The organism is Paenibacillus amylolyticus (assembly GCF_036894225.1).
In the GTDB taxonomy this organism is placed as follows: domain Bacteria; phylum Bacillota; class Bacilli; order Paenibacillales; family Paenibacillaceae; genus Paenibacillus; species Paenibacillus amylolyticus.
The window spans coordinates 431,415-451,990 of sequence record NZ_CP145892.1 but is presented as its reverse complement, the minus strand read 5'-3'; the positions used below and the strand labels follow the sequence as shown (position 1 = coordinate 451,990).

The following is a 20,576-nucleotide window of genomic DNA, read 5'->3' as shown; positions in this document are numbered from 1 at the left end:
ACAAAATCAAGCACATAACTGAAATCAGCTATGTGCCCGAAGATAAGAGTAAAAATTAACAACAAGTCAGCCAAGAAGAAGGCGAAACCGAATTATAATGACATTCATGACTTACCGTACAGAATACACCGCCGCTTGCTTCAACATCAATTACAGATACCGCACCTGTAATGACCATCAGCTCATCATCACTGATGTCCTCGATTGCTCCCAATGCTTCGAGATTGAATTGTTTCATTGAAAAAACCTCCATTCAATTTTTTTTATATGTATAGCTTAAAAAAAGCTAAACACCAAGGTTGAATTCAAGTCTTTACAATCCCAAAATATTTAATTTATGTAATTATTTCCTATATTCATCCTAGCACGATTTGCTATTTTTTGTAAATCCATTCTTTGGATTTTCGCGTCATTTTGACAAGAAACATTACTTTTACTATGACGATGACAAAATTGCGATAGTTCGTTGTTACATGTATAAAGTTTTAAACACCTGTCCAAGGCAGGTGTTTTTCTAAGTAGCAGGCAACTGCAATACAGCTCTAAACCCTTCCCCACTGTCACTCGTGAGAATAAGCCTTCCCCGATGAGCCTTTGCAATCCTTGATACCATTGGAAGCCCCAAGCCATGTCCCTGGCGGGAAGGCCGTACACGTCCTGCGGCATAAGGGAGTACCACCACATCGTCCAGATACTCTTTTGGAATTCCTATCCCATCATCAGATACCACAAACTCACAACATAAATCCTCCGCTGAACGGCTCGTTTCCAGCACAATTGCACATCCATCCGGGTTATGCCTGATACTGTTATGTATCAGGTTCGTTACTGCACGATATAGTAATCGCTCATCCCCCATAACCTGAAGACTTTCGTCCTGAACATGAAGCGAGATCGGATAACGTTCATCCAGGCCATTGTTCAAAAAATCTGACACGACCTGTCTTGCCAGAACAGAGAGTCGAATCGACTTCAACTGCAGGGGCTGCATCTCATACTCCAGCATGGACACCAAATTCAGATCACTGACCAGTGACCGCAGACGTTCACCCTGGCGACGAATAATGGATGCCTGCTGTTTTTGCTCAGCTGGCAAATCCACTTGCTCTTCCAACTCGCTCGCGTAACCCAGAATCATGGACAATGGCGTCCGTATATCGTGAGAAATGCCTGCGATCCAGTTGGATCGCGCTTCATCTCTCGCTTTAAGAGCATCATCCTTATCCTGAAGCATGCGAGATGTTGAATTGATGCTTTGAGACAGATCATTAAATATACCCTTGGTCTCGACATGAACAGGCTCTTCCTTTGCCAGCGCATGAATGCCATTGATCAACGGTCGAATACTACGGATTACCCGTGTTCCAATTAATACGGAGACCAGAAGAGCAAGAGCCACATTACACACCAATAATAGGATGATCCGAACAGGTAATGACTTAAGCCACTCTGCCAAAAAGTCGAACTGGTATTTTCCGTACGTGTTCTTGGGGTAGCCTACGACCAATAATCCGTCTTTACGCTCCCACACATACACTGGGTATTCCATAAGATAATATCGGGAGAACTTCGCAACATCCGTCACGTTATAAGAGCGCGGGATTTCAGCCGGAAGCTGTTCGCTCCACTGTACCTTGCCCTGGGGATTAAGCAGCATAGCCCAAGCCTGATATGTATCCAGCAATTGCATTCCATCGCTGTCCAGCGCATATTCCCCCTGCTCTCCCTTGCTCAGGCCACTAGCCATCTGCTTCACAACCGCACCAGGGGAAGGCCCTTCATGAATTTCCTTGAAGATCAGCGAACCTAGCAGAATCAGATTGAATAGTAATAGCACCACAGATACCAGAATGGTTGATCCGACGAACCTTCTTAAAATTCGAACAACGCCATCCATTACCTAGACTCCTGAACCATCAATTTATAACCAAGTCCCCTTACCGTCAGCAGAAATATCGGTTTGGATGGATCTTCCTCAATCTTCTCCCGGATTCGCCGAACATGCACCATCAGGGTATTCTCATACCCATAACTCTCGTCTCCCCAGACGGCTTGACACAGGGCATCACTGGTTACAATTCGGCCCTGATTCTCATACAACTTGATCAGTATGGCATGCTCCTTAGCTGTCAATGGAAGCTCCCTGTCTGTCCTCTGTACAACAGCGCTCTCCAGATCAATGGTTTGTCCACCCAAACGAAATACAGGCAATCTCTCCACTGTGTTGGAAGCATATACCCGCTTCAGAATAGCCATAAGCCGGAGAATCAACTCTCTTGGCAGAAAGGGCTTGACCATATAATCATCTGCTCCAAGCCCCAGACCGAGCAGTCGATCCTCATCTTCACCACGTGCAGACAGGAACAGAACAGGCATGTCCGAGAATGACCGGATCGAAGAGAGCAGAGAGAACCCATCTCCATCCGGAAGCATCACATCCAGAATAGCAGCATCCGGCTTTTCAAGTCTGCATACCGCCAAAGCATTCACGAAGTTACCAGCCGTATAGATCCGGAAAAAACCTTCTTTCCGTAAAAAACGTTCAATCATTTCCCGTATTTCGGGCTCATCATCTACGATCAATATTTTCTTATTCTTCAATAATTCCATTGATATCACCCTTTTTATTATACATCATAAAGGCATTCATCCGATATTTTCCATTTCCATTTAAGGTAATTGTAAGGTTATCTTCAGCTACGAGCAAGAAGCCTGATCTATATTTAGAGCAACAGAGACATTAGTGAAATGGAGTTGAGATCAATGATAAACAGTTCCCCCATCGTGGAAACGCATAACCTGTCTAAATCTTATGGCGGTACTAACCGCGTACATCAGGTCAATCTGGCAGTTGAGACGGGACAGATTTTTGGCTTCCTGGGTCCGAACGGAGCAGGCAAAACAACCACATTAAAAATGCTGTTGGGTTTGATCAAACCTACCGAAGGCACTGTAAAGGTGTTTGGCAAAGATCTGAATAAACATCGCCCTTCCATTCTGAATCAGACAGGTTCACTGATCGAATCTCCATCTTATTACGGCCACTTGACTGGACTTGAGAATATGAAAGTCATGCAGCGACTACGGAACGTACCGAACAAAAATATTGATGAAGCTCTCAAAATTGTTCGACTTGAAAATCAAAAACATAAACAGGCCGATCAGTATTCGCTGGGGATGAAGCAAAGACTCGGTATTGCCATGGCCCTGCTTGCCTTCCCAAGCCTGCTTATTCTGGATGAACCTACGAACGGACTTGATCCGTCCGGGATCGGTGAGATCAGGGAATTGATCAAGTCCCTTCCAGGCCAATACGGCATAACAGTCCTGCTATCCAGCCACCTGTTATCAGAGATCGAACAGATTGCTACCTCAGTCGGCATTATCAGTGATGGCAAACTTCTGTTTCAGGGAAGCATGCAGAGTCTTCAGGCCAATAACAAGGCTACCATACGTTTTCAGACGACGGATACGGCAAGGGCGGAAAAAATCCTTTTGACTCAAGGCTACATGCCTACAGTCCAGGGCAAACAACTGGTGTTCGACTACCTTCGTGACGAAGAAGTCTCGCAGATGAATAAAGTGCTGGTACAACACGATATTCCTGTGATTCGTATCGAGGAATACAAGAAAAGTCTGGAAGGTATATTCCTGGATCTGACCGGAAAGGAGCGGAGCCTGTAATGAAAGCTCTATCCCTAGAGTATTTTAAAATCCGCCGCAAAAAGATCTGGGTCATGCTATCTCTTTTTCTGGCCGCTGAGATGATCTGGGCCTCCATGTCCATGAGTATCTCCATCTCCCGAAGTGCAGCCAATGCGAGCTGGGAAGCCTTGATCTTCAGCATCGCTTCCATGAACGGTCTGTTTCTGCCCATTATATCGGCTATCGTTGTATCCCGCATCTGTGATATGGAGCATAAGGGGAACACCTGGAAGATGCTAATGACGACCAACACCGGACGTAATCATGTCTACACAGCCAAATACATATGTGCGAACAGCCTGATCCTTTATGGTATCCTTGCGCAAGCTGTGTTCATTGTCGGTTTCGGTTTATCCAAAAATATTTCCGGTCCGCTGCCACTTTCCCTGCTTGTGCAGTTCGCTATAGGCACAATGCTAACTACACTCGCCATCACCGCTCTTCAGCAATGGTTGTCTCTTACAGTACGCAATCAGGCTTTTGCGTTATGTCTGGGTATGCTGGGCGGATTCATCGGAACAACATCGGGGTTGTTTCCAGCAGGTGTACGTCACCTTTTCATCTGGTCTTACTACATGGATCTGAATCCAGTCACTTATATTTACAGCGCATCTTCGGGTACCTATGTATCGGGTATGCTGCCTGTCGGTCTTTTCTTAGCCGCCTTGTTGATGGCTGCCATCTTCTATTTTGCAGGGAATATTCATGCTTCAAGACAAGAGATTTGAGGAGGGGAACACATGCTGAGGAGCATTTCCGCAGAATGGCTTAAACTTCGGCATTCCCGGATCAGCCTGGTACTGGCCATTCTGCCTATTTTCAGTCTGCTTATCGGATGCTTTAACTTTTATTTCAATCAAGCGGCTTTACAAAACGGGTGGTACAGCCTGTGGACACAGGTCAGTTTGTTTTACGGAGAATTCTTCCTGCCCATCCTGATCGCTATCTGTTGTGCCTTTGTATGCCGCCTGGAACACAGCAATCGCAACTGGAATATGATTCTGGCTTCTCCAGTGTCAGTCACCAGCCTATTTGTTGCCAAGTTGGTCATTGTTGGCATATTGATCTTCTCGGCTCAAGCCTTCTTCATGCTCATGTACTGGGCAGCAGGCAAACTGTTCGTCATTCCCGGTCCGTTCCCGATGGAGACCGTCGTATGGAGCCTACGAGGATGGTTTGCCTCTATCTCTATTGCTGCACTGCAACTAGGGTTGTCGATCCGGATAAGAAGCTTTGCGACGCCAATTGGCATCAGCCTTTGTGCAGTCTTTCTAGGACTAGGCATGTATGTGCTGAAAATCGGCATGTTATTCCCCTACTCCTTGTTAACTATAGGCATGGGCGTTCTGAGTCAAAAGGGACTGACATCCTCGGAGAATATCGTCTTTCTTTTCATGAACAGTCTCTTTATCCTTCTGTTTGCTACCTGGTCGATCCGCCGCCTGAAATATAAAGACATCGCATCGTCCTAAATTTACCGAGATCAAAGGAGGACAAGAACATGAAAAAAGCATTCACTATTCTCGCATTGGTACTCGTTATTCTGACTTGCCTGTGGCTCTTCTTCATGGACCCTGCTAAATTGACTCCCGATAACCCTGCCGGCAAAACAACCTACTATACCACTGTGAATCAGACTACAGTCAACAAGGATGACAATGGCAGATATGCTTATGAACTGATCGGCTATACAGACGAAGGAAAATCCAAAACACTTAGCTTCTCCACCAGTAAGCTACTCAAAAATGGGGCCTATCTGAAACTATATGTATCCACGCTGCGTGGTGTTACACACTGGGAAGAGGTCACAGCGGACGATCTGCCGGGGCAAGCCAAGCAGTTAACCTCTAAATAGAAAAAAGATGCGTATCTATATCTCCATTGATATTTGCATAACAAAAAGAGCCTTGCCCCATTACTTCAAGGGTGGCTCTTTTAGGTTATGCCAATGCCATCTGCAGCGCAGTCAGCGCAATCCCGATAACAAATCCGGTAACGGCTCCGTTGATCCGAATCCATTGCAGATCCTGTCCAACCTTATCCTCAATCATCGAAACCAAAGTGGCATTGTCCATTTTGTCCACATTTTCGCGTACGAGTTTACCGATTTTGGAATGATTTTTCTCCAGCAGTGTTGTGACGCCATTTACGATCTTGGCATTCATGCCTGTCATCAACTCGTCATCTGCCCGCAGATCAACCAGTACCCGCTCAATGGCAGGCAGTGCATACGTATCTACATACTGTCCATCTTCCATCGCGGCGAGCGCCTTGTCTCTCAGGTCGGTGAGTTTGTTCAGCACCGTTTGCTCTGCGTTCCAGCCCTCCAACATATTGTTCTTCCAACTGTTGATTCCATCTTGCATAGCCTCGCTCATTGCCAAACGCACCGTCTGGGTACGTACCATATCAAGCACCTTGTACCTTAGAGTGCTGCCTTCACGTTTCATATCCTCTACCCGATCGAAGAGATATCCTTGTAAAATGCCACCCAGACGCTCCTCGTTCATATAACCAAGGAATGCATTCATCGCAAACTGCATCAATCCGTTCATCTGAATGCCGCTGATGGCTTTCATGCCGCTTTCACCCAAAAACATGATCGTCTCGGGTTTAACCAGCCACTCCTCGGCTTGCTTCAGTCCGTAGTCCAGCGCTTTGGCGTCGTAACCGCGCTCTGTCATCTGGTGGGCAGCCCGTTCCAGAATCGGACCCAGATCAAATGCGCCCGCCTGTGACTTGATCTCACGTGCCACGAGCGGAGCAATCTGCTCTAACGGCAGACCAGCCAGAATTCGTTTGCAGAGTGTATCAATCATCGTCTTGATCCCGTCACTGTGAAGCTCACGGGTCAACGTATCGAGCACCGTCTCTGCTGCTTTGAAATCTGCAATTTTCTCGGTAATGCTGTCTTTGTTGAGCAAGTTATTCTCTACTGCGGAGACCAGACCTTCCGTCATTTTATCGCGATTTTTCGGCAGCAATGCCGTGTGTGGAATTGGAATGCCGAGCGGGTGACGGAATAATGCGGTAACGGCGAACCAGTCCGCAAGTCCACCCACGAGTCCCGCTTCAAATGATCCTACCAGCAACTTGCCCACAGGAACGCCCTGGAACGGCAAGGATGCAGCAAATCCTGCTCCCATGACCACGAGAGACCAGGCAGCTGCTTTTTTGGTTTGTTTAGGTTTAGCCATTGTATTCTTGCTCCTTTATCGTTAATCGTACGGTCTGGTCTATACCCGATTCCGTACTTCGTCTGTTCTTATGTAAACTCTCCAATTACAAAGTCTTGGCTTCCATATTTCGTATACTTCATCTTATCACCCACAAGCGTCAAAACCAAACCTCTGGTTGAAGAAAAAGGATAATAGCGGCGTTTACTTCGTAAAATGGATCACTCCCTTTACCAAGACCAGACAGATTTTAGTATAATCAATCAAGACGGCCCTTCGATATCGATTGGCTACTGAACAGCAGGGTAATTACATAGTGGAACAATGAATCAATAAGAGGAGGAATTTCGGACCATGAAACACGTGCAGGACACAACCACACTCTATAACGGAGTCAAAATGCCATGGCTGGGTTTTGGGGTATTCAAAGTTAAAGACGGAGACGAAGTCGTTCATGCTGTCAAAACAGCCATTCAAGCTGGTTATCGCAGCATCGACACAGCCAAAGCGTATAACAACGAAACAGGTGTCGCTCAGGGTATTCGTGAATCTGGAGTAGCTCGTGAGGATCTGTTCATTACCACTAAAGTATGGAATAGTGATCAGGGATATGAATCCACGCTGGCAGCCTTCGAGGCAAGCATGGAACGACTCGAACTGGAGTACCTGGATCTCTATCTTATCCACTGGCCGGTTAAGGGCAAGTACAAAGATACATGGCGAGCGCTGGAGAAACTTCATAAAGAAGGACGCATCCGGGCGATCGGTGTGAGCAACTTCCAGATTCACCATCTGGAAGACTTGATGATCGATGCCACGATCAAACCAGCAGTTAATCAGGTGGAGCTTCACCCACTATTGATTCAGTCAGAGCTTCGTGAGTACTGCAACAAACATCAGATTCAGATCGAAGCCTGGTCTCCGCTCGGACATGGTCATCTGATGGATCATCCGTTGCTGAAGGATATCGCAGCCAAATACAGCAAGTCCCCCGCACAAGTAATTCTGCGCTGGGATCTGCAGAACGGCATCGTGACGATACCAAAATCCGTTACGCCTGAGCGTATTCACGCGAATGCTGATCTCTATGATTTTGAGTTAACTTCGGAAGAAGTAGAGCAGATTAACAGTCTGAACGAGAATAAACGATTTGGTTCTGATCCAGACAACTTTAACTTCTAATATAAGCAGATTAATTCGATTACACCCGCCTTCGATCTTAGAAGAGCGGGTGTTTTGGTATGTGATGTTATAGGCAATCTATTCGTTGTTAAGAATGGAGGCGAGGCTCGTTATCCTGTTCAGGACCGAAAGAAAAAAGTTTTTTTGACCGTTTAGAACTATTTCTTCTCCTCACCAGTCTAACGAGTGTCAAGCGAACTCAAGCACTTATATAGAATCCAGGCCTGGAACGAGCGGTGACTTGAATATTTAGGTTGATCAGGGGGGATCAGGAGTGATTAGACTGAACCATAAAAAGACAAAAGAAGAACAGTTCAGCGAAAAAATAACAGAGATTCAAAATAAATTATATCGACTGGCATACTGCTATGTTAAAAATGAACAAGAAGCGCTGGATATCGTATCCGAAGCGGTCTATAAAGGGTACATCGCTTATGGAAAGATAGAGTCCATGACTTATTTTGATTCCTGGATGTCACGAATTGTGATTAACACAGCGATAGATCATATTCGACGTAACCAGCGAGTGACCTATATGGAGGATCATGTGCAGGAGTTTGTGGCTCCAGAGCGAGGGGCGTCGCTGGAAGAAAAAATGGATCTATATGACGCACTGGATCGACTCGTGCCCGAAGATAGAGCCTATATTATATTAAAGTTCTTTGGTAATATGCGTTTCCGGGAGATCGCTGAAGTGCTCTCCCTGTCGGAGAATACCGTTAAGTCAAAATTCTATCGGATTATCAACAAATTAAAAATGGATTTAATTGAAGGAGAGGTTGGAGATCTATGACAGGTAAAGAACGTTACGAAAACATTGAAATTCCAGCTCAACTTACTGATGTTATTCGTCAAGCCCAGCAAAAGGCTGCCGCTCGCAAAAGCTCCTCCCGTATCATTCGCTACGCTTCCATTCTGGCAGCGTGTGCCGCTTTTCTGTTCATAGTCAACATCCCTTCCGTAGCAAACGCCATGTCCAAAATACCTGTGGTCGGCTCTATTGTTCAGGTGTTGCAATTTGGCGATGGAGGCAAAGTTACAGATGGAGTAACTGTGGGATCGGAAGCAACCGAAAATACGCTAAAAATCAATTTTAGCACCGACGAGCATGCTCAGACTAATGATGCACCCCATTATAATGTGGTACACAAAGAAGCACCGAATCGTATCCTCTTCACTTTTAGCGGTGCACGTTACATGGATATAGAGAAAGTCAAAGCCGACTTCATGACCCAGCCTTTAGTGAAAGATGTTTATGGTTCCATGATTTTAGACGACTCTTCCGTCGGATTCGTAGTTGTTTTAAAAGAAGGGGTACAGTATGCCGTAACGGAATTCAAGAACCCTGGATACCTGGAAGTGAAATTGACTTCCGACGGCAAACCGGTCACACCTCGGAAGGTATACTCTCTCCGCACAGAATCAATGCCTTTTGGAGAATCGATGGGTATAATTAAAGAATCATATCCGGATGAGGACATCTCTTTCCTCAAAACGTCCACTGGTGAGTTTACAGCAGTTATTGGAGAATATCTTACCGCTGAAGAAGCTGAACAGAAGCTCAAAGAACTAGCTCAGCAACCGGATTATCATGAGGAGTTTTATGTGGACAGCTGGATGAGTAACGAGAATCCGAAGTGATTAGTTATTGCCAAAAGTGATGCTGATCTAAAAGGAATCCTACATCCCTGAACTGGACATAGACCTCAGCATATTTAATACGCTCGATCCAAAAAAATCCCGATTCGGATGCCCTGAGCATCTCGGATCGGGATTTTCACATATTAAAACCTATTCGCTTTTGGATACCAGCTTGAAATCATCAAAGTGGAAACCTGGCGCTACTACGCAAGTTACCAGTACAGGCTCATCACCCAGCGGACGCGCTGTCTGCCATACGCCGGCAGGAACGAGCACCTGTGGTGATTGCCCCGCAGCAATATCCATCCCCAGAACAAGAACTTCCTCGTTCTCCGGGTTCTCCCCATTGCCACCCAGCTTCAGTTCAACTGGACTGCCGCTGTGCCACAGCCAAAGTTCATCGGACAGAACCGTATGCCACTCGGAGATTTCATGTGCGTGCAGCAGGAAATACGTGGAACTTGCCGAGAATCGTGGACCGGAGTATGTATCCGGCAGAACGGACTGTGGAATCTGATAAGACGCCTTCCATTCTTCCTTATACCAACCGCCTTCAACGTGAGGTTGCATATTGAGCGCAGCAACCAATGGCGATAATTCATGTGTCGTCATAACCTGTTTCCTTCCTTCCAAATCATATTGAAGACACTCCTTAACCAGAGTTTCGCCTCTCTCCCCCTACTCTAAAACATCATTCAAGTTTTGTCACCTTGACAGCACATAAGTGCCATGCCGAATTCATTCTCTCGGTATTTAACGATAGGATTAAAGAAATATTTCATTTCCAATGATAGCGTTTACAAAAAGATGGATGTTCCGTTATGATATTTATATCGTTGTTAATCCGTGAAGCAGAGGGGAGCTGTACCATGAGTCTCATAGAGGACCGGATTGGACCCAAATACCGAATCGGTGAACATTCATTTACCATTGAACATATGCGCAGACATGATGGGAATGGTATGCCACAACCTCACGCTCATCCATTCTACGAACTGTATTACTTACTTGAAGGTGAACGAGTGTATTCCATGAATGGTCAGATTCTGTCCGCCCGCAAGGGTGATTTCATTCTGATTAATCCACACGATGTACATACCACCTCCAAAGGAAGTATTCCCGGCTTCGAACGGATATTAATCGGTTTTTCTCCTGCTTTTGCAACGGGGATGGAACTTGGCATATGTGGTCTGCTGCCTTTTAATTGTTCAAGACTCCTTCGCCTGCCTGAAGCGGAACAGCCCGAGATGGAGCGTATATTGTGGCAGATGCTGCAAGAATGCAAAGAGCGACGCCCTCACTATGAGATCGCCGTAAGAAGTCTGCTTGCCCAACTTTTGATCCGTATTCATCGGGTAGAGGAGGACATCCGGCAGTCATGCCCCGGTCCCTTGCATCCAATGCAGGACAAAATCAGTGAAATTGTCACTTATGTGAATAAAAACTATACCGAACCACTTACACTGGAGGGTGCAGCCAATCGTTTTTATATCAGTCCATCCTATCTGAGCCGAATGTTCAGCCGGTTTACCGGGTTTCGATTTAGCGAATATTTGCGTGTTGTTCGTGTCCGGGAAGCACAACGAAGATTACTGTCCACACAAGAGCGTGTCCAGATGATCGCTGAGAAGGTAGGATTTGAACATACGGCTCATTTTAACAAAACATTCAAACAGGTTACCGGTACAACACCGCTACGCTATCGTAAGGAACACCGGTAGATCTTCAGATAACTTCATATAAAAGCTGAGTGGGTAGCCTTGCTCCAGAGATTACGTACCCCTTATATCAAAAGGCATCACGATTACTGGATCTATGGCTACGCCACTACGGCTGAATTGGACCAACTTGTATAAACCCTATTACATACTTTTTATCTACGAATGATCACGCCACTTCGCACCTCGGGACCCACAGATATCTGACGACCGTCTGTGTCAGCATCGCCTTCACGACATACAATGCCTGCGGACTCGTGTCCGGTCACCATCAGAAGTCGGCCATCTGCACCTTTGCCCTGAATGCTCTCTAATTCTGCCCCTTTGCACTGGTGCAAATGAACCAGCGGACCTTCAGTGATCTGCGCCTTCAATTCAGCGATATGCAGATGTTTTGCATGAGCACATTGGATACCACTGCGAGCTTGCACGTTGTAACGCTGGATGATCACCCCATCCAAAGGCTGTTCCGGCAATCCACTCACAAGCAACGCAGTGTCGGCACCGGCACAGACCACATCCGATATTCGAATATCTCGGAACACTGGCGTCTCTTCGCTAATCTCCTGAGATAGATCACTGCCCCGGGCAGACCCTTCCTGATTTGCATAGAAAAAGGAAAACGAGATCGCTTCCATAATGATATCTTTCATATATATGCGCTCAATCTGAATGTCCTCAACCACTCCGCCGCGCCCACGTGCGCTTTTGAAGCGAAGTCCAATGTCCGTTCCGATAAACGTACAATCCGACACACGCACATGCCGCACACCACCGGACATTTCACTGCCAATTACAAACCCGCCATGACCGTGATACACCGTGCAATCCCGAATGGTGATGAACTCCGATGGAAGACCCAGTTCACGGCCTTCGGCATCCTTGCCTGATTTCAGACAGATCGCATCATCACCGACATCGAATACACTATTCTCCACTACCACATGACAGCAGGATTCAACGTCCAGCCCATCTCCATTCTGAGAAAACCACGGATTCCGCACTCTCACGTTACGAATGGTGACATGCTCAGATGCCCAGGGGTGCAGATTCCATGCAGGCGAGTTCTGAAACGTTGGACCGTCCAGCAGTACCCGTTTGCATCTCCGTAAACTGACCATGTTGGGACGTAAAAAGTCTCTGACTTCTTCATAGGCAGCGACATCACGCACCTGCTCCTGATGCAATCGATTCGCGATGGTGCCGCCTTCAAGTGCAGCTGTGGTAGGCCACCAGATTTCTTCATCTCCGCCGGATTGCTCTACAACACCACCGGAAGCGACCAATTGGTTCCATTGTGAAGTGGTCATTTTGGAGCGTTTCACCGGACGCCATGCCTCCCCGCCCCCATCCCATATCCCCTCACCAGTAATCGCAATATCCTCCAGTTGATCACCATCGATCGGGGATTGGCAACGGACCACCTGCCATCCTTCGAAGCTTGATGCAATTAATGGGTATTGATCAAAATCTCGGCTAAATGTAACCAGTGCCCCTGCTTCCACATGTAGTTCGATCCGGCTACGCATTACAATCGGGCCTGTGAGCCATACCCCGGCAGGAATTACGATTCTCCCACCTCCTGCTTCAGCACATGAAGCGATGGCAAGTCGGAACATCTCCGTATTATCTGTTACGCCGTCTCCAACAGCTCCATAGTCTGTAAGCTGAAAATCCTGAGCAGGAATGACGGGCAAATTAGCTTCATAAGCTCGAACATCGGACTGGGCACTTGCTCCTGTCGACATTGGGGAGTGATATGTATTCATCGTGCAGAATCATCCTCTCTACATGTAATGGAATTGTTATGGGATCAATACATCGCTTTTACTTTCCTTACTTACGTTCAAACGGACGCTCTCTCGCTCCATCATATCAATGGCATGACGTGTAGGGTTGAGCTTTTTTGCCATGTACACGTGGAACTTGATGCTATTTGTTTTGTTAATCAGAGTCATAAATCAAACATCACTTTCAGTATACTCTATACAACTATTCCAAAGGTTGGAAAGCAACTAGGAGAATAGATTCATTTTTCTGTCAGGATTCGTCACAAGGAGTTTAATAACATGACAGATATATAACATATTTTCTGGCTATAGCCCTAGGGAACCCATTACTTATGTCATGTTTTATCACAAACCAATTGCCATAAGCAGGATGACTATGTATGATTAAATAACTAGTTTCAATTTATTCCTTATTATTCCTTTTACACACAGACGTTGCAGAAAGGATGGGGTGTACTCTTGATTGAATTTAGGGGTGTCCAGAAACATTTCGGTCATTTTCATGTCCTCAAGGATATCCATCTTCACATTGAAGAAGGAGAGGTTGTCGTCATTATCGGACCTTCCGGCTCCGGCAAAAGCACGTTACTCCGCTGTATTAACCGCCTGGAGACCATTACCGAAGGTGAACTTGTCGTCAGTGGGATTCCTCTACATCAGAAAAAGGTGGACATTAACCTCTTCCGCCGTGACATCGGCATGGTATTTCAACACTTCAATCTTTATCCTCACAAAAAAGTCATCGATAACATTACCCTTGCACCCATGAAGGTGCGCAAACAACCCAAAGAACAGGCAGCCGCAACAGCAATGAAGTATCTGACCCGGGTGGGCATTGCCGACAAAGCAGACAGTTATCCCTCCCAGTTGTCCGGTGGACAGCAACAACGGGTAGCCATCGCCAGAGGACTTGCCATGGAGCCCAAAATCATGCTTTTTGACGAACCTACCTCTGCTCTTGATCCCGAGATGATCGGGGAAGTCCTCGATGTTATGCGTTCCCTTGCCCATAATGGCATGACCATGGTCGTCGTTACCCATGAGATGGGATTCGCCCGCGAAGTTGCGGACCGGGTCATCTTCATGGACGAAGGCCGAATTGTTGAAGAGGCCAACGCTGCAGAATTTTTTGACAACCCCAGAGAAGAACGAGCACAGCAATTCCTGAGCCGTCTGATTCATCATTGAGAATAATCCACTATTCCATTTTGAAAGGGGTCTTTTATTCATGAAGAAATTATTGAAATGGCCATCATTTATGCTTGTCCTCATTCTCTCCCTTGTATTGTCAGGTTGTAGTACAGGTACAGATACACCTTCAGCGAGCGGTGGTGGTGACGCCGAGGCGAAAGGCACGATTGAGCGGATTAAGGAACGTGGCAAGCTCATCGCCGGTGTGAAATACGATACGAAGCTGTTTGGCTTGAAAGATCCTGCAAGTGGCAACGTTGAAGGATTCGATATTGATATCGCCAAAGCACTCGCCAAACAGATCCTTGGAGATGAGACCAAGGTCGAACTGAAAGAGGTCACTTCCAAGACGCGTATTCCCATGCTGCAAAATGGAGACATCGACATCATCATCGCCACGATGACAATTACGGATGAGCGTAAGGAACAAGTAGATTTCAGTGATGTTTATTTCGAGGCAGGCCAATCCCTGCTGGTGAAAAACGACAGTGCGATTACCGGCCTGGAAAGCCTCAGCGGGGTAAAAGTACTCGCGGTGAAAGGCTCCACATCCGCTCAGAATATTCGCGAGAAAGCCCCGGATGCTGAGGTGCTTGAATTCGATAACTATCAGGATGCATTCACTGCTCTCAAAGCAGGTAAAGGCGAAGCGCTGACCACAGATAACATCATCCTCATCGGTATGCAACAGACGGATAACAGCTTCCAATTGGTTGGTGGCAATTTCACAAGCGAACCTTATGGTATGGCCATTCGCAAAGGTGACACTGCCTTCGTGGAGGAAGTCAACGCGCTGCTCAAAAGCATGAAAGACAGTGGGGAATATGACACTTTACATGAGAAATGGCTGGGCGCGAAGCCCGAGTAACCCGAATTAAGATAGGTAAGCGGCGAATTCGTCTGCTGGATGCGAAGCATGAGCAGACGTAATCGCCGTTTCTACATCTGGAGAACGGAGGCTTCGCCTATATGGGCACATTGGATTTCAGCGTACTAATGCGACACTCGGATCGTTTTCTGGAAGGATTCCTGAATACGATTCAAGTGAGCATTATGGCTCTCATTGGCAGCTTTATCCTTGGCGCGATCCTGGCTATCTTTCGGATATCCCCTGTGAAACCGCTGAACTGGATCGGCACGGCTTTTGTGGAATTTATCCGAAACATCCCATTGTTACTGGTTGTGTTTTTCTTCTATCTTGGACTGCCTGCACTAGGCATCTCGCTGGATGGATTTGTCTCCGGTACTCTGGGTTTGACCATCTACACCGCCGCTTTCATTGCCGAAGCAATCCGAGCGGGCATTCAGACCGTGCCGCGTGGACAACTGGAAGCAGCAAGGTCTTCAGGTTTGTCCTATGTACAGGCCATGAACCTGATCATTCTGCCCCAGGCCATCAAGATTGTACTGCCGTCCATCGGCAACCAGTTTATCAACCTGGTCAAAAACTCATCTATTCTTGCCGTTGTCGCCGGTATGGATCTTATGTATTTTGCCGACCTGGTTAACTCGGATACGTTCCAGCCGCTAAGTGTGTACACCATTGTTGCGCTGTTCTATCTGGTGCTGACGCTACCACTCAGCTTCCTGGTGCATTATATGGAGCGCAGGTTTGGACAGAGTGATGCAGAAGCGCGCAGTACCAAAGGCAAACCGAAGAAAAACAAACCGGCAGGTCAGGTTACCATGTAATAGATTGACTTGTACCTGCGCAGATTTTTAGGGAAATATATCGGCTTGTCCATGCCCCATCTATTGATCTTCGATATTTCATTCCTGCATACAGAAGGAGGCTAATAAAATATGGACTTTAGCGGGGCCTATGCGTGGCCCAACCTTCGTTTCCTGCTTCAAGGATTCCTGATTACCCTGCAGGTAGCAGGGCTATCCATTATATTCAGCTTTGTGCTCGGCACTGTGCTGGGTACGATCCGGTTTACCCGTATCCCTGTTCTGTCACAGATCGTGGCAGTGATCGTGGACACGATCCGAAATCTGCCGCTGCTGCTCATCATTTTCTTCATCCACATGGTGCTTCCACAGCTCGGGATTAAAATGTCCGTCTTCTGGTCCACAGTTGTTGGACTGAGTCTGTTTGAAGGCGCGATGATCGCCGAGATCGTCCGTAGCGGTCTGAAGTCTGTTGAGCGCGGTCAGGTGGAAGCTGCCCGCTCCTCGGGCTTGAGTTACATGCAGACTCTCGGTGGCATCATCATGCCACAGGCGCTACGCCGCATGTCCCCGCCGATGGTAAGCCAATTCATCTCACTCCTGAAGGATACTTCACTGGCGATCATCATCTCTCTGCCGGAGCTGATGCACAACGTGCAGATCCTTGGCGGTCAAAGTTTCGATTACATTATCCCGGCCCTGCTGCTCGCAGCCGTATTGTATTTTGTCATCAACTACGCGCTGTCCATTGTCGCAAGGCGACTTGAGGCACGGATGAATTGATAATCGGAGAGAATAAGGCATGAAAGGATACGAAAAATGAAGGAACAACTAGGAACATCAAGGAACCAAGACCCCATGATTGATCAGATATGAAGAAATGAACTTGAAGGAAAGAACCTAATAGATGAAAAGAATGAGAACGCCCCAAAAACTCTAAATTCACCTATGCTATGCAGTGGATTTGGAGTCTTTGGGGCTACAATTATGCTCATCAATTCACGAGCTTCCCACCAATTTCTAACGAACTGAGGGAAGCTTATTTAGCTATTTTGGGGATAGTTTCTAATCTAACGAATCGTAGACGCTCTATTCTTTCGATTCATCCCGCTTTTACCCCCTATTTAAGCGTTTGGAGTAAAATAGCTTCACTGAGATTCGTTACATTTTTCATTTCAGCTTATAGCCCGGAATTAGACGTCTCAGGTTCGTTAAAATTTACACCACCGCGAATTAAATAAACACCCACTCCCACTATTAATGATTCACCCGATTCGCCCAATTCGTCCATAATCAGCTCATCCGCTAGATCGCCGCTCCGTTGTGACGTAATTCCGCCTGTAACAGCTCGATCGGAAGTTCCACCGGGTCCAGCATCATCTTCACTGTTAGTGCAGCCGCTGTCCCTGCCGCCTCCCCGGTAGCCATACAGCTTGGAGTCAATCTTGTCGTTGCATGCGCCTCATGTGTGGTGGAGATGCAACGTCCTGCCGCCAGCAGATTGCGGATATTGCGAGAGATCAGACAGCGATACGGAATATCGTACGCCCCATCCCCCTCTATAAAGGCAGCCACAACACCTTGACCCGAAGGGTCATGAATATCAATCGGATAACCGCTTCTGGCAATCACATCGTCAAATTTCCGTCCTGCAACTACATCCGCTTGTGTCAATGCATACTGCCCAATAATTCGCCTGGATTCACGGATACCAATCTGCGGTGCTACTGCCGAGATCGAAGCCCGTTTGAATCCAGGCACATCACGCTGCAAAAACTCAGCGATCATTAGCACCTGCTTCCGGCCTTCCTGTTCCGCAGAAGTCAGATCCTCGGCATCTGTCGCATCAAGTCCCTGCACCCGGGTACAATTAATCAGCACTTCATCCTCTGCCGGTCCGGTAAAAAACAACACCTGGTCGCGATTAATCGGCACACCTGCTTTTTTCCACTGGGAATAGAAACCACTCACCCCGGTTAACGGAATGCTGTCCAGTTCAGCAAAAGGAGTTTTCACATAGAAATCCTCCGGGTGCTCCAGCATGTATTGTTTCACTCGTCCAAGATCCACACCACGCATGCGGAATTTCATGGTCATCGGCTGTGACTGGTGGTCTCCGTCTCTTCCCTTTGCCACAGAAGCACCCGCAAGATAAGCCAGATCCGCATCCCCGCTTGCATCCACAAATACATTCGCCTGGAATTCCATTCTTCCAGATTTGTTGGTCACTCGCACCGCTTCCACCCGATCCTCTACAACGACCACCTCGTCCACAAAGCTGTGCAATAACAGCCGGACACCTGCCTCCTGTAACATCTCTGCTGCAACCACCTGAAAGATGGCTGGATGGTACGGCGTGACGGTATGAACAAATCCAACCGTATCGCGCAGATGCCCCGGAGAGCCGCCACGTGCCTGCAAACGATCTACAATCTCCTGCGCAATACCTTTAATGACCTGCTCACCGCGCTCCGTATGGAAAGTCATCCAAGGATAAACCATAGCGGCGGTTGACATCCCGCCCACGAATCCATATCGCTCCACCAGCACTGTTCGTATCCCCTGCCGTCCAGCCGCAATGGCTGCCGCTATACCCGCAGGACCCCCTCCCACAATAACGACATCTGCTTCTTCCTTTTTCATGCTCATCCGTTCACGCAAATGTTGTCCCTCCTTCGTTCTATTGCACGTATTACACGGCTTACTCTTTCAGTCCCGTCATGGCAACCCCCTCAATGAAGCGCCGCTGTGCCAGAAAAAAAACAATTAACAGTGGCAAGGTTGCCATGACGGTGGCGCTCATCAGATATTGCCAGGCTGTACCCACTTCATCTGTAAACAGGGATAATCCAAGCGGCAGCGTCATTAGATCACGCGAGTTAATGAAGATCAACGGATCAAAAAACTCATTCCAGATCGTCACAAACGTAAAGATCGTCAGCGTAGCCATACCCGGCTTGGCAATGGGCAGCATAATTCGCGCATATATCCGGAATCGGTTGCAACCATCAATCATCGCCGCTTCTTCCAATTCAGTTGGCACCGTAATGAAGAACTGCCGCATCACAAAGATGCCAAATACACCGCCCGCGCCAAAGATCGGCAATAATATCAGCGGAAGATGGGTATCAATCCACCCCAGCTGCCGCATGAACAGAAACATCGGTATCGCCGTCACCTCATGGGGAATCATCATCGCACTCAGCAGGATGAGAAATACCACATTACGTCCTTTAAACGGAATTTTGGCGAATGCGTAACCGGCGAGGGAAGCAAAAAATACTGTTCCTAGCACAACCAACGCAGAAATGTAGATACTGTTCCAATAAAAACGGTGAAACGGAATCAATCGAAAGACATCGATATAGTTCTGAAATCGGAAAGTATCCGGTATCCACTGCGGTGGATAGGTGAATATGCTCCGGGGTTCCTTGAATGATGTCGATATCATCCAGATAAATGGCACAATCATAATCAGCGAAATCAGAGTCAGCAACAAATACGTCCCCAGAGTACTTCCTATCTTCCGCCCCGAAGGACTAGGCATCGCCTTCATTGAATACCCACCTCTTTCGGAGCTGCCATTGCAGCAGCGTCAGAATTAGCACGATAAAGAACAGTACATATGCGAGAGCAGAAGCATAACCAAACTGAAATAATTTGAATGCTTTTTCCCAGATATAATAAACCAATACCTTGGTGCTGTTGCTCGGCCCGCCCTGTGTCATCACATAGATCTGCCCGAATACTTTGAGTGAACCAATCACGGTCATGACTACGGTCAAAAACACGGTTGGCGTGATCATGGGCAGCGTGACGTGAAAGAAGGTTCCCCTTTTGCCCGCCCCGTCTAATGTTGCTGCTTCGTATAGTGAACGCGGTACCTGCTGAATCGCTGCAATGAACAGCACCATATTCAGACCGACATTTTTCAGCACACTTGTCACGATAATCGCTGGCATTGCCAAATCCGGATTGTAAAGCCAGGCCGGACCTTTGATGCCCAGCATCAACAGAAGCTGATTAATCAATCCAGACTCTGTCGCATACATCAGCTTCCACACGATGGCCCATACGATCAACGAGGTCATGACCGGAACAAAGATCGCTGTTCGGAAAATTCCGATACCCCGCAGATTTCTGGATAGCAGCAACGCGAGCAGTAGGGCGAGCACAATATTAAGCGGCACCAGCCCCGCTGTGAAATAAACCGTATTGGCGAGCACTTTCCAGAACATCGCGTCTGTCATGATATTCCGGTAATTATCCAATCCAATAAAATGATGATCCCCCAGCAGCGGCCAATCGGTTAGACTCATGTATAACGCGAGACCCATGGGAAATAACAGCAGCAGGGTAAACCCAAGCACCATCGGCGATACAAACAGCCAACCTGCGATCTGGGCCTCTCTGGCGAGCGGCCCCCCTCTTTTGCGTTTGCGTGAATGGGTCAATCAGGCCTCCCCCTTTTAATTAAATTTCCTCCGAAGCTGAACTCTGCG

21 protein-coding genes are annotated in these 20,576 nt (G+C 47.3%); 12 read left to right on the top strand and 9 right to left on the bottom strand.

Annotation, left to right across the window (positions count from 1 at the left end):
* Positions 1–55 precede the first annotated feature (55 nt).
* The 3 genes from V6668_RS02175 to V6668_RS02165 all read right to left on the bottom strand — a co-directional run bounded on the left by V6668_RS02175 (position 56) and on the right by V6668_RS02165 (position 2,610).
* The gene (locus tag V6668_RS02175; protein ID WP_036616672.1) at positions 56–238 is read right to left on the bottom strand and encodes a type A2 lanthipeptide; all 183 of its coding nucleotides are present in this window, start codon (positions 236–238) and stop codon (positions 56–58) included.
* Between the two features lie 276 nt (positions 239–514).
* Entirely contained in the window at positions 515–1,897 is a 1,383-nt protein-coding gene (locus V6668_RS02170) for a HAMP domain-containing sensor histidine kinase (protein WP_338707603.1), read from the bottom strand.
* On the bottom strand, positions 1,897–2,610 hold the full coding sequence (locus V6668_RS02165; RefSeq protein ID WP_036616668.1) for a response regulator transcription factor: 714 nt from the start codon (positions 2,608–2,610) through the stop codon (positions 1,897–1,899). The genes V6668_RS02170 and V6668_RS02165 overlap by 1 nt, the downstream gene beginning before the upstream one ends.
* 153 nt (positions 2,611–2,763) lie before the next feature.
* On the opposite strand from V6668_RS02165, the gene V6668_RS02160 reads away from it, so the two are divergent.
* From V6668_RS02160 to V6668_RS02145, 4 genes are read left to right on the top strand one after another with little or no spacing between them, the layout of a single operon-like run.
* Positions 2,764–3,684 carry an ABC transporter ATP-binding protein gene (locus V6668_RS02160; protein WP_370511453.1) on the top strand — a complete coding sequence of 307 codons (921 nt, stop codon included), beginning with the start codon at positions 2,764–2,766 and terminating at the stop codon, positions 3,682–3,684.
* Positions 3,684–4,433 carry an ABC transporter permease gene (locus V6668_RS02155; protein WP_282319592.1) on the top strand — a complete coding sequence of 250 codons (750 nt, stop codon included), beginning with the start codon at positions 3,684–3,686 and terminating at the stop codon, positions 4,431–4,433. The genes V6668_RS02160 and V6668_RS02155 overlap by 1 nt, the downstream gene beginning before the upstream one ends.
* A 12-nt stretch (positions 4,434–4,445) precedes the next feature.
* Positions 4,446–5,177, top strand: a complete 732-nt coding sequence (locus V6668_RS02150; protein ID WP_338707602.1) for an ABC transporter permease — start codon at positions 4,446–4,448, stop codon at positions 5,175–5,177.
* Between the two features lie 29 nt (positions 5,178–5,206).
* Positions 5,207–5,560, top strand: a complete 354-nt coding sequence (locus tag V6668_RS02145; RefSeq protein ID WP_036616662.1) for a YxeA family protein — start codon at positions 5,207–5,209, stop codon at positions 5,558–5,560.
* 85 nt (positions 5,561–5,645) lie between these two features.
* Here V6668_RS02145 and V6668_RS02140 read toward each other — a convergent pair whose 3' ends face one another.
* Positions 5,646–6,902, bottom strand: a complete 1,257-nt coding sequence (locus V6668_RS02140) for a DUF445 domain-containing protein (protein WP_076319553.1) — start codon at positions 6,900–6,902, stop codon at positions 5,646–5,648.
* A 333-nt stretch (positions 6,903–7,235) separates the two neighbouring features.
* Between V6668_RS02140 and V6668_RS02135 the strand changes: the two genes are divergently transcribed.
* From V6668_RS02135 to V6668_RS02125, 3 genes are all read left to right on the top strand, one after another.
* Positions 7,236–8,063: an aldo/keto reductase gene (locus V6668_RS02135; RefSeq protein WP_076319554.1), complete on the top strand. Its 828-nt coding sequence runs from the start codon at positions 7,236–7,238 to the stop codon at positions 8,061–8,063.
* 274 nt (positions 8,064–8,337) lie between these two features.
* Positions 8,338–8,856 (top strand): sigma-70 family RNA polymerase sigma factor, encoded by a 519-nt coding sequence (locus tag V6668_RS02130; protein ID WP_076319555.1) that lies wholly within the window; start codon positions 8,338–8,340, stop codon positions 8,854–8,856.
* Complete coding sequence (locus tag V6668_RS02125) at positions 8,853–9,704, top strand: DUF4179 domain-containing protein (protein WP_076319556.1); 852 nt, start codon at positions 8,853–8,855, stop codon at positions 9,702–9,704. Before V6668_RS02130 ends, V6668_RS02125 begins: the two co-directional genes overlap by 4 nt.
* 150 nt (positions 9,705–9,854) lie before the next feature.
* Here V6668_RS02125 and V6668_RS02120 read toward each other — a convergent pair whose 3' ends face one another.
* On the bottom strand, positions 9,855–10,316 hold the full coding sequence (locus V6668_RS02120) for a cupin domain-containing protein (RefSeq protein WP_017691032.1): 462 nt from the start codon (positions 10,314–10,316) through the stop codon (positions 9,855–9,857).
* A 257-nt stretch (positions 10,317–10,573) separates the two neighbouring features.
* Between V6668_RS02120 and V6668_RS02115 the strand changes: the two genes are divergently transcribed.
* Positions 10,574–11,425 carry an AraC family transcriptional regulator gene (locus tag V6668_RS02115; RefSeq protein WP_036616653.1) on the top strand — a complete coding sequence of 284 codons (852 nt, stop codon included), beginning with the start codon at positions 10,574–10,576 and terminating at the stop codon, positions 11,423–11,425.
* Between the two features lie 152 nt (positions 11,426–11,577).
* Here V6668_RS02115 and V6668_RS02110 read toward each other — a convergent pair whose 3' ends face one another.
* On the bottom strand, positions 11,578–13,191 hold the full coding sequence (locus V6668_RS02110; RefSeq protein WP_083669883.1) for a glycoside hydrolase family 28 protein: 1,614 nt from the start codon (positions 13,189–13,191) through the stop codon (positions 11,578–11,580).
* A 480-nt stretch (positions 13,192–13,671) separates the two neighbouring features.
* Here V6668_RS02110 and V6668_RS02105 point away from each other — a divergent pair, with 480 nt between their 5' ends.
* From V6668_RS02105 to V6668_RS02090, 4 genes are all read left to right on the top strand, one after another.
* The gene (locus V6668_RS02105; protein WP_051449904.1) at positions 13,672–14,400 is read left to right on the top strand and encodes an amino acid ABC transporter ATP-binding protein; all 729 of its coding nucleotides are present in this window, start codon (positions 13,672–13,674) and stop codon (positions 14,398–14,400) included.
* A 40-nt stretch (positions 14,401–14,440) separates the two neighbouring features.
* Positions 14,441–15,271 carry a transporter substrate-binding domain-containing protein gene (locus tag V6668_RS02100; RefSeq protein ID WP_036673119.1) on the top strand — a complete coding sequence of 277 codons (831 nt, stop codon included), beginning with the start codon at positions 14,441–14,443 and terminating at the stop codon, positions 15,269–15,271.
* A 101-nt stretch (positions 15,272–15,372) separates the two neighbouring features.
* Positions 15,373–16,095, top strand: a complete 723-nt coding sequence (locus V6668_RS02095) for an amino acid ABC transporter permease (protein ID WP_036616642.1) — start codon at positions 15,373–15,375, stop codon at positions 16,093–16,095.
* Between the two features lie 111 nt (positions 16,096–16,206).
* Entirely contained in the window at positions 16,207–16,857 is a 651-nt protein-coding gene (locus V6668_RS02090; protein ID WP_017691038.1) for an amino acid ABC transporter permease, read from the top strand.
* 522 nt (positions 16,858–17,379) lie between these two features.
* Here V6668_RS02090 and V6668_RS02085 read toward each other — a convergent pair.
* From V6668_RS02085 to V6668_RS02075, 3 genes are read right to left on the bottom strand one after another with little or no spacing between them, the layout of a single operon-like run.
* Positions 17,380–18,717 (bottom strand): FAD-dependent oxidoreductase, encoded by a 1,338-nt coding sequence (locus V6668_RS02085; protein WP_338708881.1) that lies wholly within the window; start codon positions 18,715–18,717, stop codon positions 17,380–17,382.
* A gap of 58 nt (positions 18,718–18,775) precedes the next feature.
* Positions 18,776–19,630 carry a carbohydrate ABC transporter permease gene (locus V6668_RS02080; protein WP_338707601.1) on the bottom strand — a complete coding sequence of 285 codons (855 nt, stop codon included), beginning with the start codon at positions 19,628–19,630 and terminating at the stop codon, positions 18,776–18,778.
* The gene (locus V6668_RS02075; RefSeq protein WP_076319558.1) at positions 19,614–20,528 is read right to left on the bottom strand and encodes a carbohydrate ABC transporter permease; all 915 of its coding nucleotides are present in this window, start codon (positions 20,526–20,528) and stop codon (positions 19,614–19,616) included. The genes V6668_RS02080 and V6668_RS02075 overlap by 17 nt, the downstream gene beginning before the upstream one ends.
* Positions 20,529–20,576: the final 48 nt, after the last annotated feature.

What these genes read in the sequence shown, in the direction of transcription:
- V6668_RS02175 (WP_036616672.1), bottom strand. Translation starts at nt 238, where the DNA reads ATGAAACAATTCAATCTCGAAGCATTGGGAGCAATCGAGGACATCAGT.
- V6668_RS02170 (WP_338707603.1), bottom strand. Translation starts at nt 1,897, where the DNA reads ATGGATGGCGTTGTTCGAATTTTAAGAAGGTTCGTCGGATCAACCATT.
- V6668_RS02165 (WP_036616668.1), bottom strand. Translation starts at nt 2,610, where the DNA reads ATGGAATTATTGAAGAATAAGAAAATATTGATCGTAGATGATGAGCCC.
- V6668_RS02160 (WP_370511453.1), top strand. Translation starts at nt 2,764, where the DNA reads ATGATAAACAGTTCCCCCATCGTGGAAACGCATAACCTGTCTAAATCT.
- V6668_RS02155 (WP_282319592.1), top strand. Translation starts at nt 3,684, where the DNA reads ATGAAAGCTCTATCCCTAGAGTATTTTAAAATCCGCCGCAAAAAGATC.
- V6668_RS02150 (WP_338707602.1), top strand. Translation starts at nt 4,446, where the DNA reads ATGCTGAGGAGCATTTCCGCAGAATGGCTTAAACTTCGGCATTCCCGG.
- V6668_RS02145 (WP_036616662.1), top strand. Translation starts at nt 5,207, where the DNA reads ATGAAAAAAGCATTCACTATTCTCGCATTGGTACTCGTTATTCTGACT.
- V6668_RS02140 (WP_076319553.1), bottom strand. Translation starts at nt 6,902, where the DNA reads ATGGCTAAACCTAAACAAACCAAAAAAGCAGCTGCCTGGTCTCTCGTG.
- V6668_RS02135 (WP_076319554.1), top strand. Translation starts at nt 7,236, where the DNA reads ATGAAACACGTGCAGGACACAACCACACTCTATAACGGAGTCAAAATG.
- V6668_RS02125 (WP_076319556.1), top strand. Translation starts at nt 8,853, where the DNA reads ATGACAGGTAAAGAACGTTACGAAAACATTGAAATTCCAGCTCAACTT.
- V6668_RS02120 (WP_017691032.1), bottom strand. Translation starts at nt 10,316, where the DNA reads ATGACGACACATGAATTATCGCCATTGGTTGCTGCGCTCAATATGCAA.
- V6668_RS02115 (WP_036616653.1), top strand. Translation starts at nt 10,574, where the DNA reads ATGAGTCTCATAGAGGACCGGATTGGACCCAAATACCGAATCGGTGAA.
- V6668_RS02110 (WP_083669883.1), bottom strand. Translation starts at nt 13,191, where the DNA reads ATGAATACATATCACTCCCCAATGTCGACAGGAGCAAGTGCCCAGTCC.
- V6668_RS02100 (WP_036673119.1), top strand. Translation starts at nt 14,441, where the DNA reads ATGAAGAAATTATTGAAATGGCCATCATTTATGCTTGTCCTCATTCTC.
- V6668_RS02095 (WP_036616642.1), top strand. Translation starts at nt 15,373, where the DNA reads ATGGGCACATTGGATTTCAGCGTACTAATGCGACACTCGGATCGTTTT.
- V6668_RS02090 (WP_017691038.1), top strand. Translation starts at nt 16,207, where the DNA reads ATGGACTTTAGCGGGGCCTATGCGTGGCCCAACCTTCGTTTCCTGCTT.
- V6668_RS02085 (WP_338708881.1), bottom strand. Translation starts at nt 18,717, where the DNA reads ATGAAAAAGGAAGAAGCAGATGTCGTTATTGTGGGAGGGGGTCCTGCG.
- V6668_RS02080 (WP_338707601.1), bottom strand. Translation starts at nt 19,630, where the DNA reads ATGAAGGCGATGCCTAGTCCTTCGGGGCGGAAGATAGGAAGTACTCTG.